Source organism: Pseudomonas marvdashtae (genome assembly GCF_014268655.2).
Lineage (GTDB): Bacteria > Pseudomonadota > Gammaproteobacteria > Pseudomonadales > Pseudomonadaceae > Aquipseudomonas > Aquipseudomonas marvdashtae.
In genome coordinates this window covers 1,585,253-1,608,304 of record NZ_JABWQX020000001.1, presented here as the reverse complement: position 1 = coordinate 1,608,304, position 23,052 = coordinate 1,585,253, and the positions used below count along the sequence as shown (strand labels likewise).

Annotated in this window: 24 protein-coding genes and 1 tRNA gene; 7 read left to right on the top strand and 18 right to left on the bottom strand. The window is 58.9% G+C overall.

Annotated elements, in window-relative coordinates; all coding sequences use genetic code 11:
* Positions 1–154: 154 nt before the first annotated feature.
* Together HU742_RS07495 and HU742_RS07490 are read right to left on the bottom strand one after the other, a co-directional pair.
* A complete protein-coding gene (locus HU742_RS07495) occupies positions 155–637 on the bottom strand; it encodes a nuclear transport factor 2 family protein (protein ID WP_186640846.1) in 483 nt (160 codons plus the stop codon).
* 137 nt (positions 638–774) lie between these two features.
* The gene (locus tag HU742_RS07490; protein WP_186645039.1) at positions 775–1,818 is read right to left on the bottom strand and encodes an apurinic/apyrimidinic endonuclease family protein; all 1,044 of its coding nucleotides are present in this window, start codon (positions 1,816–1,818) and stop codon (positions 775–777) included.
* A 443-nt stretch (positions 1,819–2,261) separates the two neighbouring features.
* On the opposite strand from HU742_RS07490, the gene HU742_RS07485 reads away from it, so the two are divergent.
* Entirely contained in the window at positions 2,262–2,933 is a 672-nt protein-coding gene (locus tag HU742_RS07485) for an Abi family protein (protein WP_225923550.1), read from the top strand.
* Positions 2,934–2,962: 29 nt separating this feature from the next.
* On the opposite strand, the gene HU742_RS07480 is transcribed toward HU742_RS07485, so the two are convergent.
* A tRNA-Ser gene (locus HU742_RS07480) sits at positions 2,963–3,052 on the bottom strand.
* A 126-nt stretch (positions 3,053–3,178) separates the two neighbouring features.
* Here HU742_RS07480 and HU742_RS07475 point away from each other — a divergent pair.
* From HU742_RS07475 to HU742_RS07460, 4 genes are all read left to right on the top strand, one after another.
* Positions 3,179–3,325 (top strand): hypothetical protein, encoded by a 147-nt coding sequence (locus HU742_RS07475; protein ID WP_186640745.1) that lies wholly within the window; start codon positions 3,179–3,181, stop codon positions 3,323–3,325.
* 34 nt (positions 3,326–3,359) lie between these two features.
* Positions 3,360–4,049: a crotonase/enoyl-CoA hydratase family protein gene (locus HU742_RS07470; RefSeq protein ID WP_186640746.1), complete on the top strand. Its 690-nt coding sequence runs from the start codon at positions 3,360–3,362 to the stop codon at positions 4,047–4,049.
* A 226-nt stretch (positions 4,050–4,275) separates the two neighbouring features.
* Entirely contained in the window at positions 4,276–4,998 is a 723-nt protein-coding gene (locus HU742_RS07465; protein WP_186645041.1) for a lysophospholipid acyltransferase family protein, read from the top strand.
* 135 nt (positions 4,999–5,133) lie between these two features.
* Positions 5,134–6,105, top strand: coding sequence for a magnesium and cobalt transport protein CorA (locus HU742_RS07460; RefSeq protein ID WP_186640748.1), 972 nt, complete (start codon positions 5,134–5,136; stop codon positions 6,103–6,105).
* A gap of 12 nt (positions 6,106–6,117) precedes the next feature.
* Here HU742_RS07460 and HU742_RS07455 read toward each other — a convergent pair whose 3' ends face one another.
* The 3 genes from HU742_RS07455 to HU742_RS07445 all read right to left on the bottom strand — a co-directional run bounded on the left by HU742_RS07455 (position 6,118) and on the right by HU742_RS07445 (position 10,293).
* Positions 6,118–6,834 carry an amidotransferase gene (locus tag HU742_RS07455; RefSeq protein ID WP_186645043.1) on the bottom strand — a complete coding sequence of 239 codons (717 nt, stop codon included), beginning with the start codon at positions 6,832–6,834 and terminating at the stop codon, positions 6,118–6,120.
* Between the two features lie 83 nt (positions 6,835–6,917).
* On the bottom strand, positions 6,918–9,062 hold the full coding sequence (locus HU742_RS07450) for a 3-hydroxyacyl-CoA dehydrogenase NAD-binding domain-containing protein (RefSeq protein ID WP_186645045.1): 2,145 nt from the start codon (positions 9,060–9,062) through the stop codon (positions 6,918–6,920).
* A 25-nt stretch (positions 9,063–9,087) separates the two neighbouring features.
* Positions 9,088–10,293 carry an acetyl-CoA C-acetyltransferase gene (locus HU742_RS07445; RefSeq protein ID WP_186645047.1) on the bottom strand — a complete coding sequence of 402 codons (1,206 nt, stop codon included), beginning with the start codon at positions 10,291–10,293 and terminating at the stop codon, positions 9,088–9,090.
* A gap of 599 nt (positions 10,294–10,892) precedes the next feature.
* Between HU742_RS07445 and HU742_RS07440 the strand changes: the two genes are divergently transcribed.
* Entirely contained in the window at positions 10,893–11,720 is an 828-nt protein-coding gene (locus HU742_RS07440) for a c-type cytochrome (protein WP_186645089.1), read from the top strand.
* A gap of 164 nt (positions 11,721–11,884) precedes the next feature.
* On the opposite strand, the gene HU742_RS07435 is transcribed toward HU742_RS07440, so the two are convergent.
* The 11 genes from HU742_RS07435 to HU742_RS07385 all read right to left on the bottom strand — a co-directional run bounded on the left by HU742_RS07435 (position 11,885) and on the right by HU742_RS07385 (position 19,833).
* Positions 11,885–12,226, bottom strand: a complete 342-nt coding sequence (locus HU742_RS07435) for a ribonuclease E inhibitor RraB (RefSeq protein WP_186611482.1) — start codon at positions 12,224–12,226, stop codon at positions 11,885–11,887.
* A gap of 202 nt (positions 12,227–12,428) precedes the next feature.
* Positions 12,429–12,665, bottom strand: coding sequence for a hypothetical protein (locus HU742_RS07430; RefSeq protein WP_186640753.1), 237 nt, complete (start codon positions 12,663–12,665; stop codon positions 12,429–12,431).
* Positions 12,666–12,803: 138 nt separating this feature from the next.
* Complete coding sequence (locus tag HU742_RS07425; RefSeq protein ID WP_186645049.1) at positions 12,804–13,412, bottom strand: START domain-containing protein; 609 nt, start codon at positions 13,410–13,412, stop codon at positions 12,804–12,806.
* Positions 13,413–13,451: 39 nt separating this feature from the next.
* A complete protein-coding gene (locus HU742_RS07420) occupies positions 13,452–13,706 on the bottom strand; it encodes a YkgJ family cysteine cluster protein (protein WP_186611485.1) in 255 nt (84 codons plus the stop codon).
* 147 nt (positions 13,707–13,853) lie between these two features.
* Positions 13,854–14,333, bottom strand: coding sequence for a translation initiation factor 2 (locus HU742_RS07415; RefSeq protein ID WP_186640851.1), 480 nt, complete (start codon positions 14,331–14,333; stop codon positions 13,854–13,856).
* A gap of 84 nt (positions 14,334–14,417) precedes the next feature.
* Positions 14,418–15,860, bottom strand: a complete 1,443-nt coding sequence (locus HU742_RS07410) for an aminotransferase-like domain-containing protein (RefSeq protein ID WP_025214826.1) — start codon at positions 15,858–15,860, stop codon at positions 14,418–14,420.
* 200 nt (positions 15,861–16,060) lie between these two features.
* Positions 16,061–16,870, bottom strand: a complete 810-nt coding sequence (locus HU742_RS07405) for an OmpA family protein (RefSeq protein ID WP_186645051.1) — start codon at positions 16,868–16,870, stop codon at positions 16,061–16,063.
* Entirely contained in the window at positions 16,867–17,226 is a 360-nt protein-coding gene (locus tag HU742_RS07400; RefSeq protein WP_186611488.1) for a DUF4398 domain-containing protein, read from the bottom strand. The genes HU742_RS07405 and HU742_RS07400 overlap by 4 nt, the downstream gene beginning before the upstream one ends.
* 9 nt (positions 17,227–17,235) lie before the next feature.
* Entirely contained in the window at positions 17,236–18,060 is an 825-nt protein-coding gene (locus tag HU742_RS07395; RefSeq protein ID WP_186640761.1) for a substrate-binding periplasmic protein, read from the bottom strand.
* A gap of 91 nt (positions 18,061–18,151) precedes the next feature.
* Entirely contained in the window at positions 18,152–19,081 is a 930-nt protein-coding gene (locus tag HU742_RS07390) for an electron transfer flavoprotein subunit alpha/FixB family protein (protein WP_186645053.1), read from the bottom strand.
* 2 nt (positions 19,082–19,083) lie between these two features.
* Positions 19,084–19,833: an electron transfer flavoprotein subunit beta/FixA family protein gene (locus HU742_RS07385; RefSeq protein ID WP_186645055.1), complete on the bottom strand. Its 750-nt coding sequence runs from the start codon at positions 19,831–19,833 to the stop codon at positions 19,084–19,086.
* Between the two features lie 546 nt (positions 19,834–20,379).
* Here HU742_RS07385 and HU742_RS07380 point away from each other — a divergent pair.
* A complete protein-coding gene (locus HU742_RS07380) occupies positions 20,380–22,044 on the top strand; it encodes an electron transfer flavoprotein-ubiquinone oxidoreductase (protein WP_186645057.1) in 1,665 nt (554 codons plus the stop codon).
* Positions 22,045–22,133: 89 nt separating this feature from the next.
* Here HU742_RS07380 and HU742_RS07375 read toward each other — a convergent pair whose 3' ends face one another.
* Positions 22,134–23,024 carry an AraC family transcriptional regulator gene (locus tag HU742_RS07375; protein ID WP_186640852.1) on the bottom strand — a complete coding sequence of 297 codons (891 nt, stop codon included), beginning with the start codon at positions 23,022–23,024 and terminating at the stop codon, positions 22,134–22,136.
* Positions 23,025–23,052 lie beyond the last annotated feature (28 nt).

Genomic DNA, 23,052 nt, shown 5'->3' with positions numbered 1-23,052 from the left:
ATGACTGCCGGGAGCATTCATATGTGGAAAGATTTCAAAGGCGCAAGCGGCGGGGGCTCAAACAGAAAGGGCGCGTTGCGCAAGGGAATTGGCAACGCGCCCATCAAACGGGCGCTCGAACAATATAGCCCAGCACGCGGTTTCCGACAGGCCATCACTGCGCGGGTTTCACCCGTCGCATGAGGTCGTCCAAGGCGTAGGTATCCAGAAAAGCCGTCACTTCAACGATCTGGCCATTCTTGAACGTCATGTGCCACAGATAGGTGTTGTCGTAGGGTTTGTGATCCAGCGCCGTGGCCGTTCCATTCCAAAGAACCGCCACGACATCGCCCTGGGCAACGATACTGCGCACCGTAGGGACAATTGGCGTTGCCAGCCTCGCAGTAATTGGCCGCACGGCTTGGGCCAACTCAGCCTTGCTGGCGTAGACAGCAGAAACGGGGCTCGTGCCGGCCACGGTCCATTTGGCATCGGGCGCCAGCAGATCGAACGCCGAGCCTTTGCCTTGCTGCCAGTTAGCGAATGCCTGGCGGACCAGATCCGTGTTGGTGTTTTGAGTGTTCTCCGAGGCCCTGGCGTGGGCCGTTGAAAATATTAAAGACAAAGCGAGAACCTGGACGCGCCAGGCCAAACTCATCCATTTCATCATGATGTACCTCACAGCAGTTCAGTGGGTAAGGGTCTTCAGGAAGAACCTTACCGGCATGCGCCGTTAAGCTTTTGCCCGATACTGCTGTGGGGTTGCATGATGCTGTTCAGTGGTCTGAAGTTCGCTTAAGTCGACAATGCAGCAAGATACGGCCGCGCAACATTTTCATAGAACGCCTGCGCGGCCAGGTTCTTGTCTTTCGCCTCCAACATAATGTCGAAACGGTCCAGGAACCTGAGCGCATAGGTGTTCGTCCAGTCGTTCCACATTTGATCACTGTGACCGTACAAATCACGTTTGGAAACGGCCTTCAACAACGCCTCCATCTCAAGCTTGCGGTCCGCATCGAAACCCAGCTCCTGAAGGCGCTCCGGCGGCTGCGAGTAATGCATGGTGGGCCGAACCCCACGCCAACTTTCGATGATGCGATCGACTCGCGAGGAATCCGGCGCGATGTAGTCGTTCTCGTTGATCCAACAGTGATGAATGTCCAGCACGACGGGGGCAAGGTCAGCGAGTTGCAGGCAATCATCCACGCCGTAAGTTTTCTCCTCGTTTTCAAACGTGATGCAATTGCGTGCCACTTCCGACAGTTGCGGCCAGATCCCACGAATCCCCTCGCCTCCCAGGCGCCCGGCGATGTGCACGTTGCATTTGAAATCCTGGAAGCGCCGTCCGTAGCCCATCATCCGAATCATGTCGGCGTGGTATTCAAACTCGGCGATGCTGTTTTCCACCACCGATGGTTTATCCGAACCCAACACGCAGTATTGGCCAGGGTGAAAAGACAATCGGACATCCGCCGAACGCGCCAGATCGCCGATCGCGGCGAAACGCTCTTCAAGTTGATGTTGAATAACAGTGTCCTGATAGAACCCGCGCACTTTCGGATGGCTGTAGAACGGCAGCAGGTCGCTGCTCAGGCGAAGCATGCGCAGAGTAGGCGGCAACTCGGCAACGTAGGCGATAAGGCGCAACTGCGCGTCGAGATTGTGGACGACCACTTCCACTAGCTTGTCGCGGGCGACCTGGGGAGAGACGCCATCCATCCAGCGCAACGTCGTGGTGCGAGGATTGAATGGGCTTTCGATTGCTTTTAACGCGCTGACTGAAAGGCCGCGATCTGGGTGCCGATATTGGCAGGCGAAGCCGATTCGGGGGTGGGTCATGGAGTGTCCTGGCCGTTGAGTCCGTATGGGCGGTAGACATTGCGGTGGCCGAGTGGTGCTTTTTGATTGGCTATTTGACAGCAGACAGCAAACCCGTCGCCTACATACCGAGTTACGCCGAACTAAGAAAGTAGGATAAATCTGGGAGCTACGTAAGAGAGTGCGTTTACGTTGGGTATCTACCTGAAACCGGCTTGTTGGCCTTACAAACAAGCAATAGGCTTCACCCGTTCGCCTATTGCCGCTCAAACGAGACAGCGGATTGACGCCCTCGCCTTCAGCACAGATAATCAGCCCAATAGCGCCCGAACCCCTGGTGCTGGCTCAGTCCAGCATTATGTTTGGGCCTTCTTTTTTCTGGACAACGGATGTCGCAACAATTAGCTCCGCCAAAACCGTTTAGATCCTATAGCGCCCTCTGCTCCCTACTCGCCAGCCGTGGCATGCAAATCGCCGACGTACCCCGAGCCGAACGTAAGCTCAGACAGGTCGGCTACTACCGCTTAAGCGGATTCTGGTACCCGTGCCGTGAATTTCTCCGCGATGCCAGCGGCAACGTGATGCTGTGCACCGTTAGCAAAAAACCATTACGCCAAGATTCGTTTGCCTCGGGCACCCAGTTCACCGCATCGAAATACTACGAGATCTTGAAGGACAGCCACCGGAACAGAATCTGCAAGCGGTTTGGCCTCACCCACACAAAAATCTTGAAAGAATGGCTGCGAGAGATCAACACCCTGCGAAACCGGTGCGCCCACCACAGCCGCATCTGGAACCAGGTTCCAGCCAATCCGCTGCCCACCATTCCGAATGATCGCTACTTCGAAAGACTTTCCCTCGATTCGAATGCAACGAGCCGTCTATACGGATTGATTGCGATCATTTGGTATCTGGTCAAAACCATCGGAGCCAACTCGAATGGATACAGCAGGTTGCAGACGTCATCGACTCCAAGCCTATGGTGCCGGGCTGTCCATTTGCATCGCTGGGTTTGCCTGATGAAACAGGATTCCCCCGGGCGCTGTTTGGGATCTGACTATGCTTTGTGCTCCCTGATGGGTCCCATAGCGCCCTTTCCCACACACCAAAAACCACAAACCCCCGACTTTCTCTAAGAAAATCAGGGGTTTGTGTTTGTAGAATGTGGCGGTGAAGGAGAGATTCGAACTCTCGATACAGTTTCCTGTATACACACTTTCCAGGCGTGCTCCTTAAGCCACTCGGACACTTCACCGTGTCTCGGCAAACTGTTCCGTCTGTCGAGGCGCGCTAATGTAGTCGAAAGCTTTTCCGATGGCAAAGGTTTTTTTCAGAATTTTCATGTGGTTAAGGCTGGCTGGCGTTTCAAACGCGCCGGGGCATGGCAAACCGGCCAAACTCCGGCTTTGTCTGTGTGCTGCGCTATAGAAGGAGGCGCGGCCTGCTGGGCGGGCCGGGCTGTTTGTCGGGGGCGCGGCTGACCGGCGAGTCAGTCATGGTGCTTTACCTGGCCTGCGGCGGTGGGTAACGTCTGCTCCACTTCTCTTACAAGGAATAGCGCCATGAGCGACCTGATTGCCTACCACCTCGACGACGGTATTGCGACCCTGACCTTGAACAACGGCAAGGTCAATGCTATCTCGCCTGACGTGATCGTCGCGTTCAACGCCGCGCTGGACCAGGCGGTGGCCGATCGCGCGGTGGTGATCATCACCGGGCAGCCGGGGATTCTGTCGGGCGGTTACGATTTGAAAGTGATGACCGCCGGGCCCAAGGAGGCGGTGAGCCTGGTCGCGTCCGGTTCGACCCTGGCCCGGCGCCTGTTGTCGCACCCCTATCCCGTCATCGTCGCGTGCTCGGGGCATGCAGTGGCCAAGGGTGCGTTCCTATTGCTGTCGGCGGACTACCGCATCGGTGTGGAGGGCCCGTTCACGATTGGGCTGAATGAGGTGCAAATCGGCATGACCATGCACCATGCCGGCATTGAGCTAGCCCGCGATCGCTTGCGCAAGTCTGCCTTTCACCGCTCGGTCATCAATGGCGAAATGTTTAACCCGCAGAGCGCCGTGGATGCCGGCTTCCTCGATAAGGTGGTCTCGGCTGACGAGTTGCAAGCGGCGGCATTGGAAGCGGCGCGCCAGTTAAAGAAGATCAACATGACGGCTCACAAGAACACCAAGCTCAAGGTTCGCAAGGCGCTGCTGGAGACGTTGGACAGTGCGATTTTGCTGGATCAGGAATACATGGGCTGAACTGGGCTACCGCGCGACCCAGCGGGAGCAAGCTCCCTCGCTCAGGCTATGCGGGATTTTCCTACGCATGCGGTGTAAAAATCCCGCGGCCGCTCTAGTCTGCTTCTTACAGATGTTTCGAAACATACGCTTAAACATCGGCCATCTCCTACCTCTATAGGGACAATTGCTGAAAACAGTGCACATCCGTACACTGCGCCACCTTTTGTCCCAATGGGGCCTGTTGATGTTGTTTGTACTGCGTATGTGTTTGATGGGCTTGCATTTTGTCTTGGCGGGCGTGCTGGGTGTGATGCTGGGGCTGTGCCGGCCGTTCAACCCCGACAACAGCCGTTTATGCGCCAGGCTGTATGCACTGCCCGCGATGTGGATCCTGCGCCTGCGGGTGAAGGCCGAGGTCGATACGCTGGTGAACAAATCCCAGGGTTGCGTGATCATCGCCAATCATCAGTCCAATTATGATCTGTTCGTGTTCGGCAACGTGGTGCCGCGTCGTACCGTGTGCATTGGCAAGAAGAGCCTGAAGTGGGTGCCGCTGTTTGGGCAGTTGTTCTGGTTGGCGGGCAACGTGTTGATTGACCGCGGCAATGCGATCAAGGCGCGCCAGTCGATGCTGGCCACCACGCATACGCTCCAGCACGAGAACACGTCTATCTGGGTGTTCCCGGAAGGCACGCGCAACTTGGGCGAAGAGCTGCTGCCATTCAAGAAAGGCGCGTTTCAAATGGCGATCGCCGCCGGGGTGCCGATTGTCCCGGTGTGTGTCAGCAGCTACATCAAGCACATGCGCCTCAATCGCTGGCGCAGTGGTGACATTCTCATACGCTCGCTGCCGGCGATTCCCACGGCAGGCCTGAGCATGGATGACATGCCCCGCCTCGTCGCCCAATGCCGGGAACAGATGCGCGAGTGCATCGAGACGATGGATCGGCAGCTGCAAGCCGCATGAGCCAAAAACCCGCCTCCATGGCGGGTTTTCCATTAGCGGCGAACTCAGCGGATTTTGCTGACTCTCAAGCACCATGGCGCGCTAAGCTGCACGTGCCTGCCACTGCCAATTTCCAAGAAGAAGTGAACCATCATCATGGGTAGAGTCGTTGCTGCTGCGGTTTACAGCGCCGGTAAGAAAGTCACCAACATTACCCTCGACGAAGGCAGCGCCTGGGCTGCAAAACCAGGACATTTCGTGTGGATCGGACTCGAAGAGCCGAGCACGCTGGAACTGACCAACCTGCAACGCCAATTCAACCTGCATGAGTTGGCGATTGAAGATGCCATGGAGAAACACAGCCGTCCGAAGCTGGAGACATTTGGCGATGCGCTGTTTATCGTCACGTATTCGCCGGTACGCCAGGACGGCAAGCTGCAGTTCATCGAAACCCATATCTTCGCTGGCAAGGGTTACATCATCACCGCCCGCAACGGTCACTCCGCGTCCTACGCCCACGTCCGGCAACGCTGTGAGGCACGTCCTATTCTGCTGGAGCACGGGGAAGATTTCGTCCTCTACGCCATCCTCGATTTCGTCATTGAAAACTACCAGCCGGTGGGCGAAGCCATTCACGCCGAGATCGATGAGCTGGAGCGCAACGTGCTGTGCAGCGCTCTCAACGAGCGAGACATCCAGAACCTGCACAGTTTGCGCCGCGACGTGCTGCGCCTGCGTCGCTACGCGGCGCCGATGGTGGAAATCAGCGAGGAACTGCAGCGGCTGGACTTTCCGTTCATCGACAAGAATATGAGCCCGTATTTCCGTGATGTGCAGATTCACGTCACCCGGCAGATGGAAGACTTGGCGACCCTGGCGGACATTGCCAGCCAGACCATCGAGATTGGGGTGCTGCTCGAAGCGTCACGCCAGAGCGTGGTGCAACGCAAGTTCGCAGCATGGGCGGCGATCCTGGCGTTCCCGACAGCTGTCGCCGGGATCTATGGGATGAACTTCGAGAATATGCCGGAGTTGACCTGGCACTACGGCTATTTCCTGGTGCTGGGGTTTATCGGGGTGGGGTGTACCGCGTTGTGGGTGAGTTTCAAGCGGTCGGGATGGTTGTAGGAGAGGAGCAGCTTAAAGCTGCTTCTGAGCCACAAAACGCATCATCCACTCCGCCACGGTCGTGCCGTGATGCTCATGCTCAAGACTCGCCACGCCCTGGCTGTAGATCTGCTCGCCGAGGTGCTGTTGGCGGATCTCCAGCAAGGCCCGGGAATAATCGTGGATAAATTCCGGATGGCCTTGGAAGCACAGGACTTGATCGTTGATGTGATAGGCCGCGAAGGGGCAGAAATCGCTTGAAGCGATGACCGTGGCGTTTTCTGGCAGTTGGGTAACTTGATCCTGATGGCTGATCAGCAAGGTCAATTCTTTCATTACCGGGCTCATCCACGGCGCCTTGGCCGCGAGCTTATAACGATGGGTGCCCACGCCCCAGCCTTGGCTCGCCCGCTCAGTCTTGCCACCCAGCAGCAGCGCCAGCAACTGATGGCCAAAGCAGACGCCCAACAACTTGTCGCCACGCTGGTAGCGGTCCAGCAAGTAGGTCTTGAGGGTCTGGATCCAGGGATCGGTGCCGAAGGAGTCGGCCTTGCTGCCTGTGACCAGATAGGCGTCGAACTGCTCGTCGTCACTGGGATATTGCCCTTGCACCACGTTGTACACGGTGAAATCAGCCGCAATGGGCTGCTGCGAAAACAGGCGCTGAAACATCTGCCCGTAACCCTGATATTGGTCGACCAGTTCCGGACGCAGGATATCGGTTTCCAAAATGCAGATGCGTAGCGACATAAAAAATACCTGACACGATGATGGGAATATTGCACACCCAGAGCCTGCCTTGAAACACTGCCCCAAGGCAAGCCCCCTCCCCGTCAGAACCGCGCCTGGCTCGCGGCTTTTTCCAGCAACAGGGCGGGCGGTGAGAAACGTTCACCGTATTGATCGGCCAGGTATTGGGCACGGGCCACGAACGCCTGCACACCGTATTGGTTGATGAACTGCAACGCTCCGCCCGTCCAGGCCGCAAAGCCGATGCCGAAGACCGAGCCGACGTTAGCGTCCGCCGTCGAGGTGACGACGCCCTCCTCGACGCAGCGCACGGTCTCCAAGGCCTGGATGAACAGCAGGCGCTCACGGATGTCCTGAGGCGGGATCTGCCGATCGGGCTTCTCGAAGCGGTTCTTGAGCCCCGGCCAGAGGTATTTCTGTCCCTGGGCCGGGTATTCGTAAAAACCGGCGCCGGCGGCTTTGCCCGCTCGCTTGTCTGTCTCGAGCAGCCAGTCAATCACGGCGAACGCTGGGTGCTCAGTCGGCGCCTTCCCTTCTGCTTGCAGGTCCTTGGCCGTTTGCGTGCGGATATGGCTCATCAGGCTGAGGGAAACTTCATCTGAAACAGCCAGGGGGCCGACCGGCATCCCGGCCTTGCGCGCCTCGGTTTCGATCATCGACGCACTCACACCTTCGCCAAGCATCGCGATGCCTTCATTGATGAAGGTGCCGAAAACCCGCGATGTGAAGAAGCCGCGGCTGTCATTGACCACGATCGGGGTCTTGTCGATTTGCAGGACGAAATCGAAGCCCCGGGCGAGGGTTTCATCGCTGGTCCGCGCGCCCTTGATGATTTCAACCAACGGCATTTTTTCCACTGGGCTGAAGAAGTGCAACCCGATGAACTTGCTCGGGTCCGGCACCGCCATCGCCAAGCCGCTGATGGGCAACGTCGAAGTGTTGGAAGCGATCACCGCGTCAGGCCCTGCCACCGCTTGGGCAGCCGCCGACACGCTGGTTTTCAAAGAACGGTCTTCAAATACGGCTTCGATGATCAGGTCACAACCCGCCAGGTCGGCATCGCTGTCGGTGGGATGGATGCGCGCCAGTGTGGCATCACGCTGTCCATCGGTAAGCTGGCCACGGGCGACTTTTTTGTCCAGCAACGCCGCCGAGCGGGCCTTGCCCTTTTGCGCTGCGGCCAGGTCGATGTCCTTGAGCACCACGTCAATGCCAGCCATCGCGCTGACATGGGCGATGCCGGCCCCCATCATCCCGGCACCGAGCACGCCGATTTTGTTTGTCCGAAAAGGCGTGAAACCCTGTGGGCGGGAACCGCCGGCCTTGATCTCGTTGAGTTGAAACCAGAAAGTGCCGATCAGGTTCTTGGCCACTTGGCCGGTGACCAACTCGGTGAAATAGCGGGTCTCGATCAGATGCGCCGCGTCAAACCCCACCTGTGCACCTTCGACGGCGGCGCAGAGGATTTTCTCCGGAGCCGGCAAGCAGCCCTGGGTCTTGCTGCGCAAGATCGAAGGCGCGATCGCCAACATTTGAGCGACTGCCGGGTCGGCCGGCGTCCCGCCTGGCATACGATAGCCTTTGCCGTCCCATGGTTGAGCCGCACTCGGGTTGGCGAGAATCCAGGCCCGGGATTTGGCCAGCAGTTCGTCGCGGTCCGCCGCCAACTCATCGATCAAACCGACCTGCTGCGCCTGTTGCGGGCCCACACGCTTGCCTTCAAGCAAATACGGCAAGGCCTTTTCCAGGCCCAACAGGCGCACCATTCGCACCACACCGCCACCACCCGGCAGCAGGCCGAGGGTGACTTCCGGCAAGCCGATCTGCACCGACGGATGATCCAACGCGACGCGGTGATGACAAGCCAGGCAGATTTCCCAACCGCCGCCCAAGGCTGCGCCATTGATGGCAGCGACCACGGGCTTGCCGAAGGTTTCCAAGGCACGCAGTTGCGCCTTGAGTCCCAAGACCGTTTCGTAGAACGCCTGGGCTTCGTGCTTGCCGACCTTGACCAGCTCGTTCAGGTCGCCGCCAGCAAAAAAGGTTTTCTTGGCGGAGGTGACGATCACACCGGCAATCGAATCTTTTTCAGCGATCAAGCGAGCTACGCAAATGGCCATCGCCTCGCGGTACATCGCGTTCATGGTATTGGCGCTCTGGCCTGGCATGTCCAGGGTGAGGACGACGATCCGGTCCTCGCCGGTTTCGTAACGAATGGCGTCGATCATGAAAAGTGTTCCTTGCGGTCGGGGCTCAGAGGCGTTCGATGATGGTGGCGATGCCCATGCCACCGCCGACACACAAAGTCGCCAGGCCATAGCGCTGGCGACGCACCTCCAGTTCGTCGAGCAGCGTGCCGAGGATTGCGCATCCCGTGGCGCCCAAAGGGTGGCCCATGGCAATGGAGCCGCCATTGACGTTGACCTTGGCCGGGTCGATGGCCATGTCCTTGATGAATTTGAGCACCACCGAGGCGAAGGCTTCGTTGACTTCGAACAGGTCGATGTCTTCCACCCGCAGCCCAGCTTTCGCCAAGGCCTTGCGGGTGGCTGGGGCCGGACCGGTGAGCATGATGGTCGGCTCTGAGCTGGTGACGGCAGTGGCGACGATTCGTGCCCGAGGCTCCAGACCCAGCTCGCATCCCTTCGCCTGGGAACCGATCAGCATCAGCGCCGCGCCATCGACGATGCCCGAACTGTTGCCCGGGGTGTGCACATGATTGATCCGTTCGACATGACTGTAGACCCGCAACGCCGAAGCATCGAAGCCCGCCTGCCCCATCGCTTCGAAACTCGGCCTGAGCTTGCCCAGGCCTTCAAGCGTTGAGTCGGCGCGGATGAATTCGTCGTGGTCCAGCAACACGATGCCGTTCTGGTCCCGCACCGCCACCACGGATTTGTGAAACGAACCGTCGTCACGGGCCCGCGCGGCTTTTTGCTGGGACTGCATGGCGAACGCGTCGACGTCCTCGCGATTGAAACCCTCCAGAGTGGCGATCAGGTCGGCACCAATGCCTTGGGGCACGAAATGGCCGTGCAGGTTGGATTGCGGGTCCAGCGCCCACGCGCCTCCGTCACTGCCCATCGGCACCCGCGACATCGACTCGACGCCGCCCGCCACTACCAGATCTTCGAAACCGGAGCGCACTTTCATCGCGGCCAGGTTCACGGCCTCCAATCCCGAGGCGCAAAAGCGGTTGAGTTGCACGCCGGGCACGCTCACGTCCCAGTCGGCCACCAGGACAGCGGTCTTGGCAATGTCGGCGCCTTGGTCGCCCACTGGCGTCACGCAACCAAGCACAACGTCATCCACATGGCGGGTGTCCAGGCTCATGCGCTGCCGTAACGCAGTAAGCAGGCCAGCAACCAGGTTTACCGGCTTGACGGTGTACAGCGCGCCGTCGGGTTTACCTTTGCCGCGAGGCGTGCGTAATGCATCGAAAATAAAAGCTTGGGTCATGACATCCTCGAACCGCTATCGGCATGGAACAAAAACCCCTCCAACCTTAAGCCCAGCGGCGCTGGATGCAATGACCACAGTGCTCAATGGCATTGACAGCCACGCTCAGACGAACGGTAGCGAGCTATCGGGTTAACCGTTTCAGGTGAGCAAGCTGTCTAGCAAAAGGCCCGGCAAGAAGCTGGCAATAAGCCTCATGCCTTTTTAATAGCGAAGAAGCTGGAATTGATATGAATTGGATCTAAGCCATAGCAGCCGTGGCCCCTAAGGTAAACCTTGTACAAGTAAGTCGTCGGGTTTTGCCGAGGCGCTTGTTCAACAGGAAGTGCAATGCCAGCCGTGATGGAGTTACGCAGGCTGGCCTCAGGAAATAACAAAAAGGCGGGTCAGCCATGTTCAAACATTCGAAAGTTCGTCAAGCCGGACTCATTCTCTTTGCCACGACGCTGCTGTTGATTCTGCCGAATATCACCAAGGTGATCGGCTGATCCAGGCGCGTGGTGTCCGCACCCTCAGTAAAGTTGCATCGCCGATAAATACGAGACGGATCGTTGTTCCGACAACGGTGGCTGTGCCAACCTTTGCACTTCCCCCTCGACATGGACGGCGACGTATTGAAAGCTCTCACATTGATTGGGGCGCTGCTGCTCAGCACGCCTTCCTATGCCGCGCAGTTGGTGCTGGAGCTGGGTACGAATGCGCGCACCTGGCAAACCGAAGAGCTGCTCAAGCATCCGGAAGTTCAAACCGTCCAAATCACTGAAGACGTTTCCTACAAGAAACCCATGAGCTATCGCGCCGTGCCGTTGACCGCACTGCTGACCGGCATCCGGCCGGACGATCATTTGCAAGCCGTGGCGCTGGACGGCTTTGCCGCCGAAATGCCCGCGGCGCCGCTGCTCAACACGAACGGCGCACGAGCGTGGTTGGCGATTGAAGACCCGGCCAAACCTTGGCCGCCGCTGGGGCAAGGCAAGCACAGCGCCGGCCCTTTCTACCTGGTCTGGACCGATCCCCAAGCGGGCCATATCAGCCCCGAGCAATGGCCCTACTCAGTGGCGACCATCAAGCGCCTGTCGGCAGTGGCCGACCGTTTCCCGGCGCTACTGCCCTCGCCCACCCTGGCCAAGGATGATCCGGTCAATAAAGGTTTCGAGTTGTTCCAAAAAAACTGCCTGGCTTGCCATCGCCTCAACGGCGCGGGAGACGCGCAGTTCGGCCCGGACCTGAACATCCCTTTCAACCCCACCGAATATTTCTCGGGAGATTTCCTCAAGCGCTACATACGGGATCCGCAAAGCCTGCGTCGTTGGCCTCAGGGGAAGATGCCCGGGTTCGCGGCGGCGGTGCTGCCGGACTCGGAGTTGGATTTGCTGGTGGGGTACTTGAAGCACATGGCGGGGCGTAAGCAGCCGTTGAAGCAGTAAGTTGGCCTTTGTGGTGAGCTTGCTCCTCACCGCAAGGGCTCGCTTGCCAGGAGTTATAGCTGCTGCACGGTGATCAAAGAATGTTGCCGAACGGATCGAGCTGCCAGACACATGAAAACGGCCGACACGATGGCCAGCCGTTGCTGTGGATCTGTTGGAAAGTATCAGGCTTGCAGGCGCCGAATCTCCTGCTTGACGCCCCACCCTTCGATGATGCCACCCAACGGTTCGACCACGGCTTCGAAGTTCATCTCGAAGTCCCCGATATCATCATAAGTGGCGTACATCACCCGGCTCAGCTCCAGCGACCAAGCCCCATCGTCCCGTGCACTGATCTGTGCATTCAACGACTCCCCCCGAAAATGACCTGCCGCGCGCCGTGCCCGTTCCTCGTCGGGAAAAATGGCGTAGAACTCGATGGGATGAAACTGGGAGAAATCGAAACCGCCTTCTTTCATGCGGCGCAACACGCTGGTGCTGATGTCTTCTTGATAGGCTGTGCTCATGAAACGTCCTCCTAAAACCGATGGATAGACTTTCCGTCTTCCCGTGCGTGCAACCTGCTGTTGCAAGCGATACGGCATCAACTGACCGTCGGGACACAAGCATGTAGCTGACAAGACCGGACCTTGGCGATCCTTTCGCTGATCTCGATTGCAGAGTAGCTTCAAGTCAGTGCGGCTGCCAAGCGGGACCAGACAATGAATTTCATGAAACCGGTTTAATGCTGCTGATTTCAATGCTGTTTTGGGTCTTCAGGCTCTTGACTGTGGGGTCGTCGGTGCGACCTTCCAAGTCGTTGAGATCAAGCTCTTTCGAGAGAGGCACCAGCTTTTCACGAATCAGTTGTGCAGCTTGTTCCATCGTGGGCTCCTGGGCGTAATCAAACTGCTCGGCGATCGTTTCGCCGTGATCGTCAACGAAGGTGATTTCCCACTTTTGCATCAGTGTCTCCTTGATCGATGGAATGGCCGGGCATACGTCTATCTCGACATTGGCGGCGAAACAATCGTTCCGCTGAGTTCATAGCCGGCATATACAAAAAAACCGCCTCGCGGGCGGTTTTTCACAGGGGCATTACCGTTACTTTTCGGCGCGTTCTTTCATCGCTTTCAACGTATTGAACGGCGCATCCACGACAAACTTGTTAGCGAGCCAGGACGGTACGTCGCCACCGGGCTCGGTATGGACCTGATAAATCACTTCGATCTGGTCCGCGCCCTTGGGCGTGAATTTCCAGAACCCGTCGACCTGGGTCACGCGCACGAAACCTTTTTCTTCAGGCGCGTAAGTGGGTACGCCCTTGAGGTTGCGCGTCAGGCTGCCATCAGCGCCTTCGACGGTGGTGACTTCCAGCACTGAATCACGGGACGTGACCGGCCACGGCGTGTTGAATTGCGTATAGGTCCAGCTTTTGTTGCCTTCGTGCTTGAGCAGCTTCTGGCTCTTGCATTCATGAATCCAGGCGCACGCGCCGGACACGTCTTCCTGCAGGGCCCGCAGCTTGGCCATGGTGGTTTTCATGACGGTCACGCCACGGTAGGCCTTGTACTTCGAGCCGGCCACTTCGCTGAGGGAAACCTGGATACCTTCCTTGTCCTTGGCGACCTGCCAGTCTTCTGCCTGGGCGGTCGCCGCTGCCAACAAGACGGTCAAACCACACAACACAGCCATACGATGCAGCGAACCCATAGTTGTTTTTCCTTATTGTCCAAGTTCGATCATTGACCATCACGCCGCCGTGACTTGCTCCCACCAACCGATCAGCCGAATGGCTTCGTCGCTGCTATGACCACAGACCTCGATATCGGCCTCGAACGCCGAGCACACCGCCGGACGTTCCGGTTGGCCAAAGATCTGGCACAAATTGTCGGCCGACAGTTGCACACAACGTTCTCCCGCTGGTTTGCCCTGGGGCATGCCCGGGATGGGCGAACTGATGGAAGGGGCAATGCAACAGGCGCCACAGCCCTCACGGCATTCCATGACGACGATATCCTCACGACAGGTAATGATTGGTAACAGAGACAGAGTAACGGCTAAAACACTCGTTTCAAATTGCCAGCCGCGTGTTTTTTCGTACATCGCGCGGTGACCGGACGGTCAGCGACGAACAGCACTGTTTTGCTGCGCTTATTGCTTGAATTCGAACTCCAGCGCGGCGCCTTCCACTTCGTTGCGCTCCTGGTTGCGCAGCGGCAGCTGCATCTCGTTGCTCAGCAGGCGGCCGTTGAGCTGGAACGGTCCGGGTTTATTGCCGAACATGGACGGCAATAACGGCTCACGCTTGGGTAACGGTACCTTGCCCGGTGGTTGCAGCTCGTCGACCATATCGTGCGGCAGGCTCAGGTCAAGCTTGGCCGATGGCAAAGGCGTCTTGGCGACCTCACGGGCGGATTTGCTCTTGGAGGCGATGGGCGCGCGTTTTTTCTTCGTCGTGGCGGATTTTTTAGCAGGGGACTTTTTCACGACCACTGCGGCTTTCTTTGGCGTGTCCTTCTTGGCGCTAGCGGTGGTTTTTTCCTGCGCTGGAGCCGCCACGGCAACGCCTGCGACATGGAAGGCGCTCAACAAGCCGATCAAAACCCAGGCAGCAGGACCAATAGCTTTCATAGACACAACGACATCCGCGGCAGAGTCTCCATGCTCGCCCGATTATGAGGCGCTGACAAGCACATCAAACCAAGCCATTGATTCCTATAGGAACCCGCTGGCTGTCTCTTGGCACAATTGAGTGGCCAGCAGCCCCAGCGTCATCAAGGCCCGCTCTGCTTCGCGGTTCCACGGTGTGCCGCAGTTCAGGCGGATGCAGTGGTTGAACTGCTCGGTATTACTGAATATCAACCCAGGGGCGATGCTGATGCCCTGTTGCAACGCCCGCACATGCAATTCCTGGGTGTTGACCCGCCCCGGCAGGCTGACCCACAAGATGAAACCTCCCGTGGGACGGCTCATTTGTGTGCCTTCCGGGAAGTATTGCTGCACCGCCAGCTGGAAGGCGCTGAGGTTTTTGCGGTACTCCTGGCGGATATAGCGCAGGTGCCGGTCGTAGCCGCCGTTTTCCAGATAGGCCGCGATTCCCATCTGGGTGACGCTGCACGCCGAGTGGGTACTGAACGTCTGGAGCCGCTGGATTTCCTGCTGGAACTTGCCGGCGATCATCCAACCAATACGCACGCCCGGTGACAGTGTCTTGGAAAAACTCGAACAGTAGATCACCCGGTCCAATCGGTCGTAGGCCTTGAGCGCCTTGGTGCGGCCCTGCTCGAACATGAGCTCGCCATAGATATCGTCCTCGACGATCTGGATGTCGAAGTCCGACGCCAGACGCAGCAGCTGCTTTTGCCGCTCCTCGGGCATGGTGCCGCCGAGAGGGTTGCTCAGGCGCGTGGTCAGGACCAGCGCCTTGATCGACCATTGGTTGGCCGCCAGTTGCAAGGCTTCAAGGCTCATGCCAGTGACAGGATCACTCGGGATCTCGATCACCTTGAGCCCCAGCAGATCCGCCAGTTGCAGCAAACCGTAATAGGTCGGCGATTCGGCGGCAATCAGATCGCCGGGGCGAGTCAGCACGCGTAACGACATCTGCAGCGCATCGACACAGCCATGGGTGATCACGACTTCGGAAGGATCCACCACGACACCAGCGTCCCGCATGCGAATTGCCACCTGGCGGCGCAACGGTTCGAAGCCGGGGCTGAACATGTAGCTGAACGCCCGTGGACTGTGGAAACGCGTGACCTTGGCCAATTGCTGATGCAACGCCCGGACAGGCAAGTAGTCGACGCTCGGTACCGCTGCGCCCAACGGAAAGACGCCTTCGCGGCGCGACTCGACCAGTACCTGCTGGATGATGCTGCTGCGCGTCACCAGCCCCGGGCGCTCCACTCGGGCAATGTCCGGCGTCGGCGCGGTCAGGGCTGGCGTCTGGTGCACGTAATAGCCCGATTGCGGCCGCGCGCGAATCAAACCCTGGTCTTCAAGGTTGGCGTAGGCCTGCAGCACGGTGGCATGGCTGACGTTGAGCTGCGAACTCATCTTGCGCACCGAGGGCACGCGTTCACCAGGCTGGTACACACCGCGCCGGATGTCTTCAGCCAGCTGTTGAGCAATACGTTGGTAAAGCAGGAGGTTGGTCATGACGCAGCACTCGATTTCACGGGCATTTTATTCTTGTCGGAAACGATACCGTAACAGTTTAGAAGTGTACTGGGACAGTTGCCAGATTACTCGACAGTACAGTGGAGTGACAGCTCTAACTGTACCCCTTGCCGGACAATCGGCGAGCCCAAAAAAACCCGGCGCCTGTAAAGGGGCCGGGTTCTCCAGAGACGCAGCCCTCAGCGGGCGGCGCCGAGCTGGCCTTTTTCGTCGGAGAACACAATTTCAACCCGACGGTTCTGTGCCCGGCCACGTTCGGACGCGTTGACGTCCACCGGGTATTGATCGCCGTAGCCTTCGACCTGAATGCGCTTCTCGTCGATTCCCAGGTCCACCAGCACGTCCGCCACCGCTTGCGCGCGGTCACGGGACAGCTTGAGGTTCTCCTGTTTGCCACCGGTGCTGTCGGTGTAGCCCTCGATACGCACTACGCGCTTGGGGTTGAGTTGGAGGAACTGCACGATCTTGAGCACCACGCGATTGGCCGAGTTTTTCAGCTCAGCTTCGCCGGTATCGAACAATACGTCGCCGAGCGTCATCACCAGGCCGCGATCAGTCTGGGTTGTTGCCATCGCCATGATCTGCTCTTCCAGCCATTTGCCCTGCTGCTGGACACTCAGCAACTTGGACTCGCGCAAGGCCAATTGCAGACGCTGGCGCTCAAGCTCGAGCTTCGTCGCGCGCTCTTCGTTGAGCACTTGATTGCTGTGCTCCCGGGCAATCGCACTGTAGCGTTGGCTCAGATAGGCGTAATGCTGAACATCCTCACCGCTGCCCCAGTAGCTGGACAAGCGATCGGCACGGGCCAGGGATTCGCCGGCGCGGATCACGTCCCGGGGCGCGGCACGCAGCACGTTGGCGTCTTCCTTGACCTTCTGGAAATCGCCGCTGGCCTGCTCCAGCACTGCCTCGCTGCGCTGGCCGGCGCAGCCATACAAACTCGCGAGACCTGCAATCAGCAGGCCGCCGAATACATGGGAGTGATTCATTGGGCATCCTCCCTCAACTGTTTGCGCAAGCGCTTGATACGCGTATCGAGCACGTTCAGTTGCTCCTGGCTCTTGAGCGTCAGCACCTTCGCTTCGGCCAGGCGCGCGTCCAGCTCGGCCTGCTCGGCCCGCATACGCGCCTTCTTGTAGGATTCGTCGGCCATGTTCGATTTGGCACGAGCGAACTTCTCTTCGGCCAGTTTCAACTCGGGCACTTCTTCGGTGGTGGCACCTACCGCACGTGCTTGCTCGATGGCCTGTTCAGTCAGGCGGATCTGTTCATTCGGCGCAGGATCGGCTGCACAGCCCGCCAGAGCCAGAACGGCCAGGGCAGCGAAAAGAGGTCGAATAGTCACTAATATTCCCTACTGTTTTGGGGCACTGACGGGAGGCTTCAACTGTGTCTTCCAACGCTCCAGATTGCGTTGCAATACAGCCTCCGTCAGGCCGGACGCGGCCAATTCTGTCATCTTTTGCGCCAGCTGTCCGCGTAACCATGGGTCGTTGCAGGCGGAGTTATGGGAAACCGCCAGGAACAGTCCCGGTTTATCCACCGGTTGCGGCGCAGCCTGCAGATCGTTGGCCAAGCCCAATGTCTGCGCCATCGCCAAGCCCGAATAGCGCCCCGCCAAGACATATTCCACCTCGCCCAGGAGCAATTTCTGAAAGGCCTGGGTCAGGTTCGGCGTACGGATCAGCGACAATTGCTGCTCGGCGAAAACGCCAAATCCCTGGGTCATTCGAGCCTTTTCCGACAGCGCGCCGGGATGCCCATGAAGGTCCTCGGGCTGGTTGATGACCAGCGTCGAGTCGTTGCGAGTCCAGACCAGGTAATCATTTTCCAACAGCGGCGGATGAACGTAATCCAACGCTTCAAGCCCGGCGGCGGTCAGCGGAGCGTCGGTGAGCAGGTCCATGCGCCCGCTGCGCACTTCGTCCAGCGCCTGGGCACGCTTGCCGGCATACAGCAGCTCGATCTTGATCCCCAGCTCCGTCGCGACGTGCGCCAGCAGATCGGCACCGGCGCCAATCAGGTGCTTGGGGTCCTGGGGGTCTTGCCAGAGGTAAGGTGGCGCGTCCGGACTGCCGGTGGCGATCAGTCGTTCACATTTGCCGGCTGCGACAGACAGGCCCGGCATGACCGCCAATGTCCACAGCAACGACCAACTGGTCAAACGACGCAGATCCATGGCGACTTGCTCCCCTTGCAGCGAAAAAAACAATGCAGAAAATAAAAAGCCCGGCCAAAGGGCCGGGCTCTTTATAAGTGAAGACGCTGGATTAGACCAGCTTCTCCAGCTCAGGGATGGCTTCGAACAAGTCCGCTACCAGGCCGTAGTCGGCCACTTGGAAGATCGGTGCTTCTTCGTCCTTGTTGATCGCAACGATCACCTTGGAGTCCTTCATGCCGGCCAGGTGCTGGATCGCGCCGGAGATACCGACGGCGATGTACAGCTGTGGCGCAACGATCTTGCCGGTCTGGCCGACCTGCATGTCGTTGGGCACGAAACCGGCGTCTACCGCCGCGCGGGAAGCACCGACGGCGGCGCCCAGCTTGTCGGCCAGGGCGTACAGGTGCTTGAAGTTGTCACCGTTCTGCATGCCACGGCCGCCGGAAACGACGATCTTGGCAGCGGTCAGTTCCGGACGATCGGACTTGGCCAGTTCTTCGCCGACGAAGCTGGAGATGCCGGCGTCGTGGGCAGCGCCTACCGCTTCAACGGCAGCCGAACCACCTTCGGCGGCAACCGGGTCGAAACCGGTGGCGCGAACGGTGATGACCTTGACCGCAGCGTTCGATTGCACGGTGGCAATGGCGTTGCCGGCGTAGATCGGACGCTTGAAGGTGTCGGCGCTTTCTACCGAGATGATCTCGGAGATCTGGTCGACGTCCAGTGCAGCGGCAACGCGCGGCAGGATATTTTTGCCGTTGGAGGTAGCGGCAGCCAGGATGTGGCTGTAGCCCTTGCCCAGCTCAGCAACCAGCGGCGCAACGTTTTCCGGCAGTTGGTGCGCGTAGGCGGCGTTATCGGCCGACAGCACTTTTGCCACGCCAGCGATTTGCGCAGCGGCTTCGGCAACGGCACTTACTCCCTGCCCGGCCACCAGAACGTGCACGTCACCACCGATTTTGGCAGCGGCAGCAACGGTGTTCAGCGTGGCCGGAGCCAGCGCCTTGTTATCGTGTTCGGCGATTACCAAGATAGTCATAGTCAGATTACCTTCGCTTCGTTTTTCAGTTTCTCGACCAGTTCAGCCACCGACTTGACCTTGATGCCCGCGCTGCGTGCAGCCGGCGCTTCGACTTTGACGGTCTTGTTGGTGGAAGCGGTGGAAACGCCCAAAGCGTCAGGCGTCAGCACTTCAAGCGGCTTCTTCTTGGCTTTCATGATGTTTGGCAGAGACGCATAGCGCGGCTCGTTCAAACGCAGGTCGGTGGTGACGATGGCCGGCAGTTTCAGCGCAACGGTCTGCGCGCCGCCGTCGATTTCACGAGTCACGGCAACGCTGTCGCCAGACACTTCGACTTTCGAAGCGAAGGTGCCCTGACCGTAGCCGCTCAATGCCGCGAGCATCTGGCCAGTCTGGTTGTTGTCGCTGTCGATAGCCTGCTTGCCGAGAATCACCAGCTGCGGCTGTTCCTTGTCGACAACGGCCTTGAGCAACTTGGCCACGGCCAGGGAAGTCAGGTCTTCGGCGGATTCGACGAGGATGGCGCGATCGGCACCCAGTGCCAGCGCGGTGCGCAGTTGCTCCTGGGCGGTGGTCGGGCCGATGGAAACGACGACGATCTCAGTCGCCACGCCTTTCTCTTTCAGGCGTACGGCTTCTTCTACGGCGATTTCGCAGAATGGGTTCATCGACATCTTGACGTTGGCGAGGTCGACGCCGGAGTTGTCCGCCTTGACGCGAACCTTGACGTTATAGTCGACCACTCGTTTGACAGCTACAAGAACCTTCATGGATTCCTCGTTACTCTCCGGTGAAAAGAAAGCCGCCCGGGCGAACCTGGCGGTTGATGATCATGGGCGCAAGGGCACCTCTAAAAACGCCGGCATGAACCACACATGACCTTTGCTCACGGGAGTGAAGACCATTCGTCAGTGATGACCGATGAGTCATTCATTATCGCGGCGTGTAAACTGCGCGTTTAAACCACGCAACCCGTCACTTTGTGCTGCCTTCGCCCTGTCTTTAGAGGTGCTCTTGAAACCAACAGTCAGCCTACGGCGAGCGCAAAACCGCCCGTATCTTGACCGGAACGCCTATTCCGGTCAATACGGCAAAATGGTCAGTCATAAGCCGTACGTCAGTGATTTATCTGGGCTGCGGCAATTTCAAACAAACGTTTGTATTGGACCCAGAGAGTGGTGTAGATATAATGCGCCGCTTAAGAGAGAAGCGCGGGTCATCCATTGCCGTTTTCGTCGCCTGGCGAGAGAAACAACGGATGCATCGCCAAACCTCCAATTAGAAAAAACTGTAGAGCCTTGAGTAGGAGATAGCCTGTGGAACGCGAATACATGGAATTCGACGTGGTCATCGTCGGTGCCGGCCCCGCTGGCCTGTCTGCCGCTTGCCGACTGAAACAGAAGGCCGCCGAAGCCGGTAAGGAAATCAGCGTCTGCGTGGTCGAAAAAGGCTCCGAAGTCGGTGCGCACATTCTCTCCGGCGCGGTATTCGAACCGCGCGCCCTGAACGAACTGTTCCCGGACTGGAAAGAACTCGGCGCCCCGTTGAATACGCCCGTCAACCGCGATGACATTTATGTCCTGAAGAACGCCGAGACCGCGAGCAAAATCCCTGACTTCTTTGTGCCCAAGACCATGCACAACGAGGGCAATTATATTATTTCCCTGGGCAACCTGTGCCGCTGGCTGGCCCAGCAAGCCGAGAACCTGGGCGTGGAAATCTACCCGGGCTTCGCCGCCCAGGAAGCGCTGTTCGACGAAAACGGCGTGGTGCGCGGGATCATCACCGGCGACCTGGGTGTCGACCGCGAAGGCCACCCGAAGGAAGGCCTCTACACCCCCGGCATGGAATTGCGTGGCAAATACACGCTGTTCGCCGAAGGCTGCCGTGGTCACATCGGCAAGCAACTGATCAAGCGCTTCAACCTGGACAGCGACGCCGACGCCCAGCACTACGGCATCGGCCTGAAGGAAATCTGGGAAATCGATCCGGCCAAGCATCAGCCAGGCCTGGTGGTGCACACCGCTGGCTGGCCGCTGGACATCATGGGCACCGAGAATACCGGCGGCTCCTTCCTTTATCACTTGGAAAACAACCAAGTGGTGGTCGGCCTGATTATCGACCTGTCCTACAGCAACACCTTCCTGTCGCCGTTCGACGAATTCCAACGCCTCAAGCATCATCCGGTGCTCAAGCAGTACCTCGAAGGCGGCAAGCGTGTCAGCTATGGCGCCCGGGCTATCTGCAAGGGCGGCCTGAACTCGCTGCCGAAAATGGTCTTCAAGGGCGGTGCGCTGATCGGTTGCGACCTCGGCACCCTGAACTTCGCCAAGATCAAGGGCAGCCACACCGCGATGAAATCAGGCATGCTCGCCGCCGAGGCAGTGGCCGATCGGTTGTTCGCCGAATCCGAAGGCGGTGATGAACTGACCGCCTACGTCGACGGCTTCAAGAGCAGCTGGCTGTACGAAGAGCTGTTTGCCAGCCGCAACTTTGGCGCCGCGATCCACAAGTACGGTGCGATCATCGGCGGTGGCTTCAACTGGCTCGACCAGAACATCTTCGGCGGCAAGATTCCGTTCACCCTGCGCGACACCAAGCCGGACTATGCTTGCCTGAAACTGGCGGCCGACTGCAAGAAGATCGACTACCCGAAACCGGACGGCAAGATCAGCTTCGACAAACTCAGCTCCGTGTTCATCTCCGGTACCAACCATGAAGAAGAACAGCCCTGCCATCTGAAGCTGACCGACCCGAGCATCCCGATCAGCAAGAACCTGCCGCTGTACGACGAGCCGGCCCAGCGCTACTGCCCGGCTGGCGTGTACGAAGTCATCACTAAGGAAGATGGTGAAAAACGCTTCCAGATCAACGCCCAGAACTGCGTTCACTGCAAGACCTGCGACATCAAGGACCCAGCACAGAACATCACCTGGGTATCGCCGGAAGGCGCCGGCGGTCCGACTTACCCGAACATGTAAGCCGACACGCTGAACATCGAGGCTCCCGCAATGGGGGCCTTTTTGTTGCCGCCAATTTAAGAAACACCCTCAAGGGAACATCAAAGACCTCAGGCGGCGCGCTCTTCGCCGGGGTTGCGTTCGAAGTAGCGCTTGTACTCGCGACTGAATTGCGACGGGCTCTGATACCCCACCTGATGCGCCACCTGGGCCACGCCCATGCCTTCGATGAGCAGCAGTCGCTGGGCCTTGAGCAGGCGCAACCGCTTGAGGTACTGCACCGGCGACAGCAAGGTGCTGCGCTTGAAGTGCTCATGGAAGGTCGACGCGCTCATGTTCGCGCAACTGGCCAAGGTCTCGACGTTCAGCGGCTCGGTGAAGTGTGCATGCAAATGGCTCAGGGCCGCGGCAATCCGGGCGAACTGGCCTTGCTGCTCCACCAGCGCCCGCAGCACATCGGCCTGGGGGCCGCGCAACACGACGAACAACAACTCCCGCAACCGTGCCTGGCCCATGACCTGGCATTCCAGCGGATCGTGCAGGCAGCGCAACAAGCGTTCGACACACCCACGCATGGCGTCATCGAGCACTGCGCAGGTCATCGATTCAGGCGTCTGCGGCGGCAGGCTCCGACCCGGCATCAGGCCCATGGCCAGCACCAATTCCCCCAACATCGCCCGATCGATCGCAACGGAAACCCCAAGCAGCGGAGCATTGGGCATGGCGTAGGTCTCGCATTCGAACGGCACCGGCAAGGCCTGGATCAGATAATGCCCGGCGCCATATTCCATCGTGCGAGGCCCCAGGTACGCCAGTTTGCTGCCCTGGGCAATGATCACCAGGCTCGGCTCATAAAGCTGTGGGCCACGGGCGACGTCCTGGCTGGCGCGCAGCGCATGCACGCCGGGCAATGGTGTAGGGACAAAACCGTCACGGGTCGCCAAGGGTTCTATCAGGGAAACCAGCGTGGCGTTGGCATCAAGATGGCGGGTCAACAGCATAGGCGAAAACTTCACGGAAAATGGCATG

Coding starts and splice junctions, on each gene's coding strand:
- HU742_RS07385 (WP_186645055.1), bottom strand. CDS start 19,833: ATGAAGGTTCTTGTAGCTGTCAAACGAGTGGTCGACTATAACGTCAAG.
- HU742_RS07435 (WP_186611482.1), bottom strand. CDS start 12,226: ATGAGCACAGCCTATCAAGAAGACATCAGCACCAGCGTGTTGCGCCGC.
- HU742_RS07455 (WP_186645043.1), bottom strand. CDS start 6,834: ATGTCGCTACGCATCTGCATTTTGGAAACCGATATCCTGCGTCCGGAA.
- HU742_RS07425 (WP_186645049.1), bottom strand. CDS start 13,412: ATGGGTTCGCTGCATCGTATGGCTGTGTTGTGTGGTTTGACCGTCTTG.
- HU742_RS07465 (WP_186645041.1), top strand. CDS start 4,276: ATGTTGTTTGTACTGCGTATGTGTTTGATGGGCTTGCATTTTGTCTTG.
- HU742_RS07390 (WP_186645053.1), bottom strand. CDS start 19,081: ATGACTATCTTGGTAATCGCCGAACACGATAACAAGGCGCTGGCTCCG.
- HU742_RS07440 (WP_186645089.1), top strand. CDS start 10,893: ATGGACGGCGACGTATTGAAAGCTCTCACATTGATTGGGGCGCTGCTG.
- HU742_RS07415 (WP_186640851.1), bottom strand. CDS start 14,333: ATGAAAGCTATTGGTCCTGCTGCCTGGGTTTTGATCGGCTTGTTGAGC.
- HU742_RS07405 (WP_186645051.1), bottom strand. CDS start 16,870: ATGAATCACTCCCATGTATTCGGCGGCCTGCTGATTGCAGGTCTCGCG.
- HU742_RS07445 (WP_186645047.1), bottom strand. CDS start 10,293: ATGACCCAAGCTTTTATTTTCGATGCATTACGCACGCCTCGCGGCAAA.
- HU742_RS07490 (WP_186645039.1), bottom strand. CDS start 1,818: ATGACCCACCCCCGAATCGGCTTCGCCTGCCAATATCGGCACCCAGAT.
- HU742_RS07450 (WP_186645045.1), bottom strand. CDS start 9,062: ATGATCGACGCCATTCGTTACGAAACCGGCGAGGACCGGATCGTCGTC.
- HU742_RS07430 (WP_186640753.1), bottom strand. CDS start 12,665: ATGCAAAAGTGGGAAATCACCTTCGTTGACGATCACGGCGAAACGATC.
- HU742_RS07485 (WP_225923550.1), top strand. CDS start 2,262: ATGCAAATCGCCGACGTACCCCGAGCCGAACGTAAGCTCAGACAGGTC.
- HU742_RS07495 (WP_186640846.1), bottom strand. CDS start 637: ATGAGTTTGGCCTGGCGCGTCCAGGTTCTCGCTTTGTCTTTAATATTT.
- HU742_RS07395 (WP_186640761.1), bottom strand. CDS start 18,060: ATGGATCTGCGTCGTTTGACCAGTTGGTCGTTGCTGTGGACATTGGCG.
- HU742_RS07460 (WP_186640748.1), top strand. CDS start 5,134: ATGGGTAGAGTCGTTGCTGCTGCGGTTTACAGCGCCGGTAAGAAAGTC.
- HU742_RS07470 (WP_186640746.1), top strand. CDS start 3,360: ATGAGCGACCTGATTGCCTACCACCTCGACGACGGTATTGCGACCCTG.
- HU742_RS07375 (WP_186640852.1), bottom strand. CDS start 23,024: ATGCTGTTGACCCGCCATCTTGATGCCAACGCCACGCTGGTTTCCCTG.
- HU742_RS07475 (WP_186640745.1), top strand. CDS start 3,179: ATGGCAAACCGGCCAAACTCCGGCTTTGTCTGTGTGCTGCGCTATAGA.
- HU742_RS07420 (WP_186611485.1), bottom strand. CDS start 13,706: ATGGAATGCCGTGAGGGCTGTGGCGCCTGTTGCATTGCCCCTTCCATC.
- HU742_RS07410 (WP_025214826.1), bottom strand. CDS start 15,860: ATGACCAACCTCCTGCTTTACCAACGTATTGCTCAACAGCTGGCTGAA.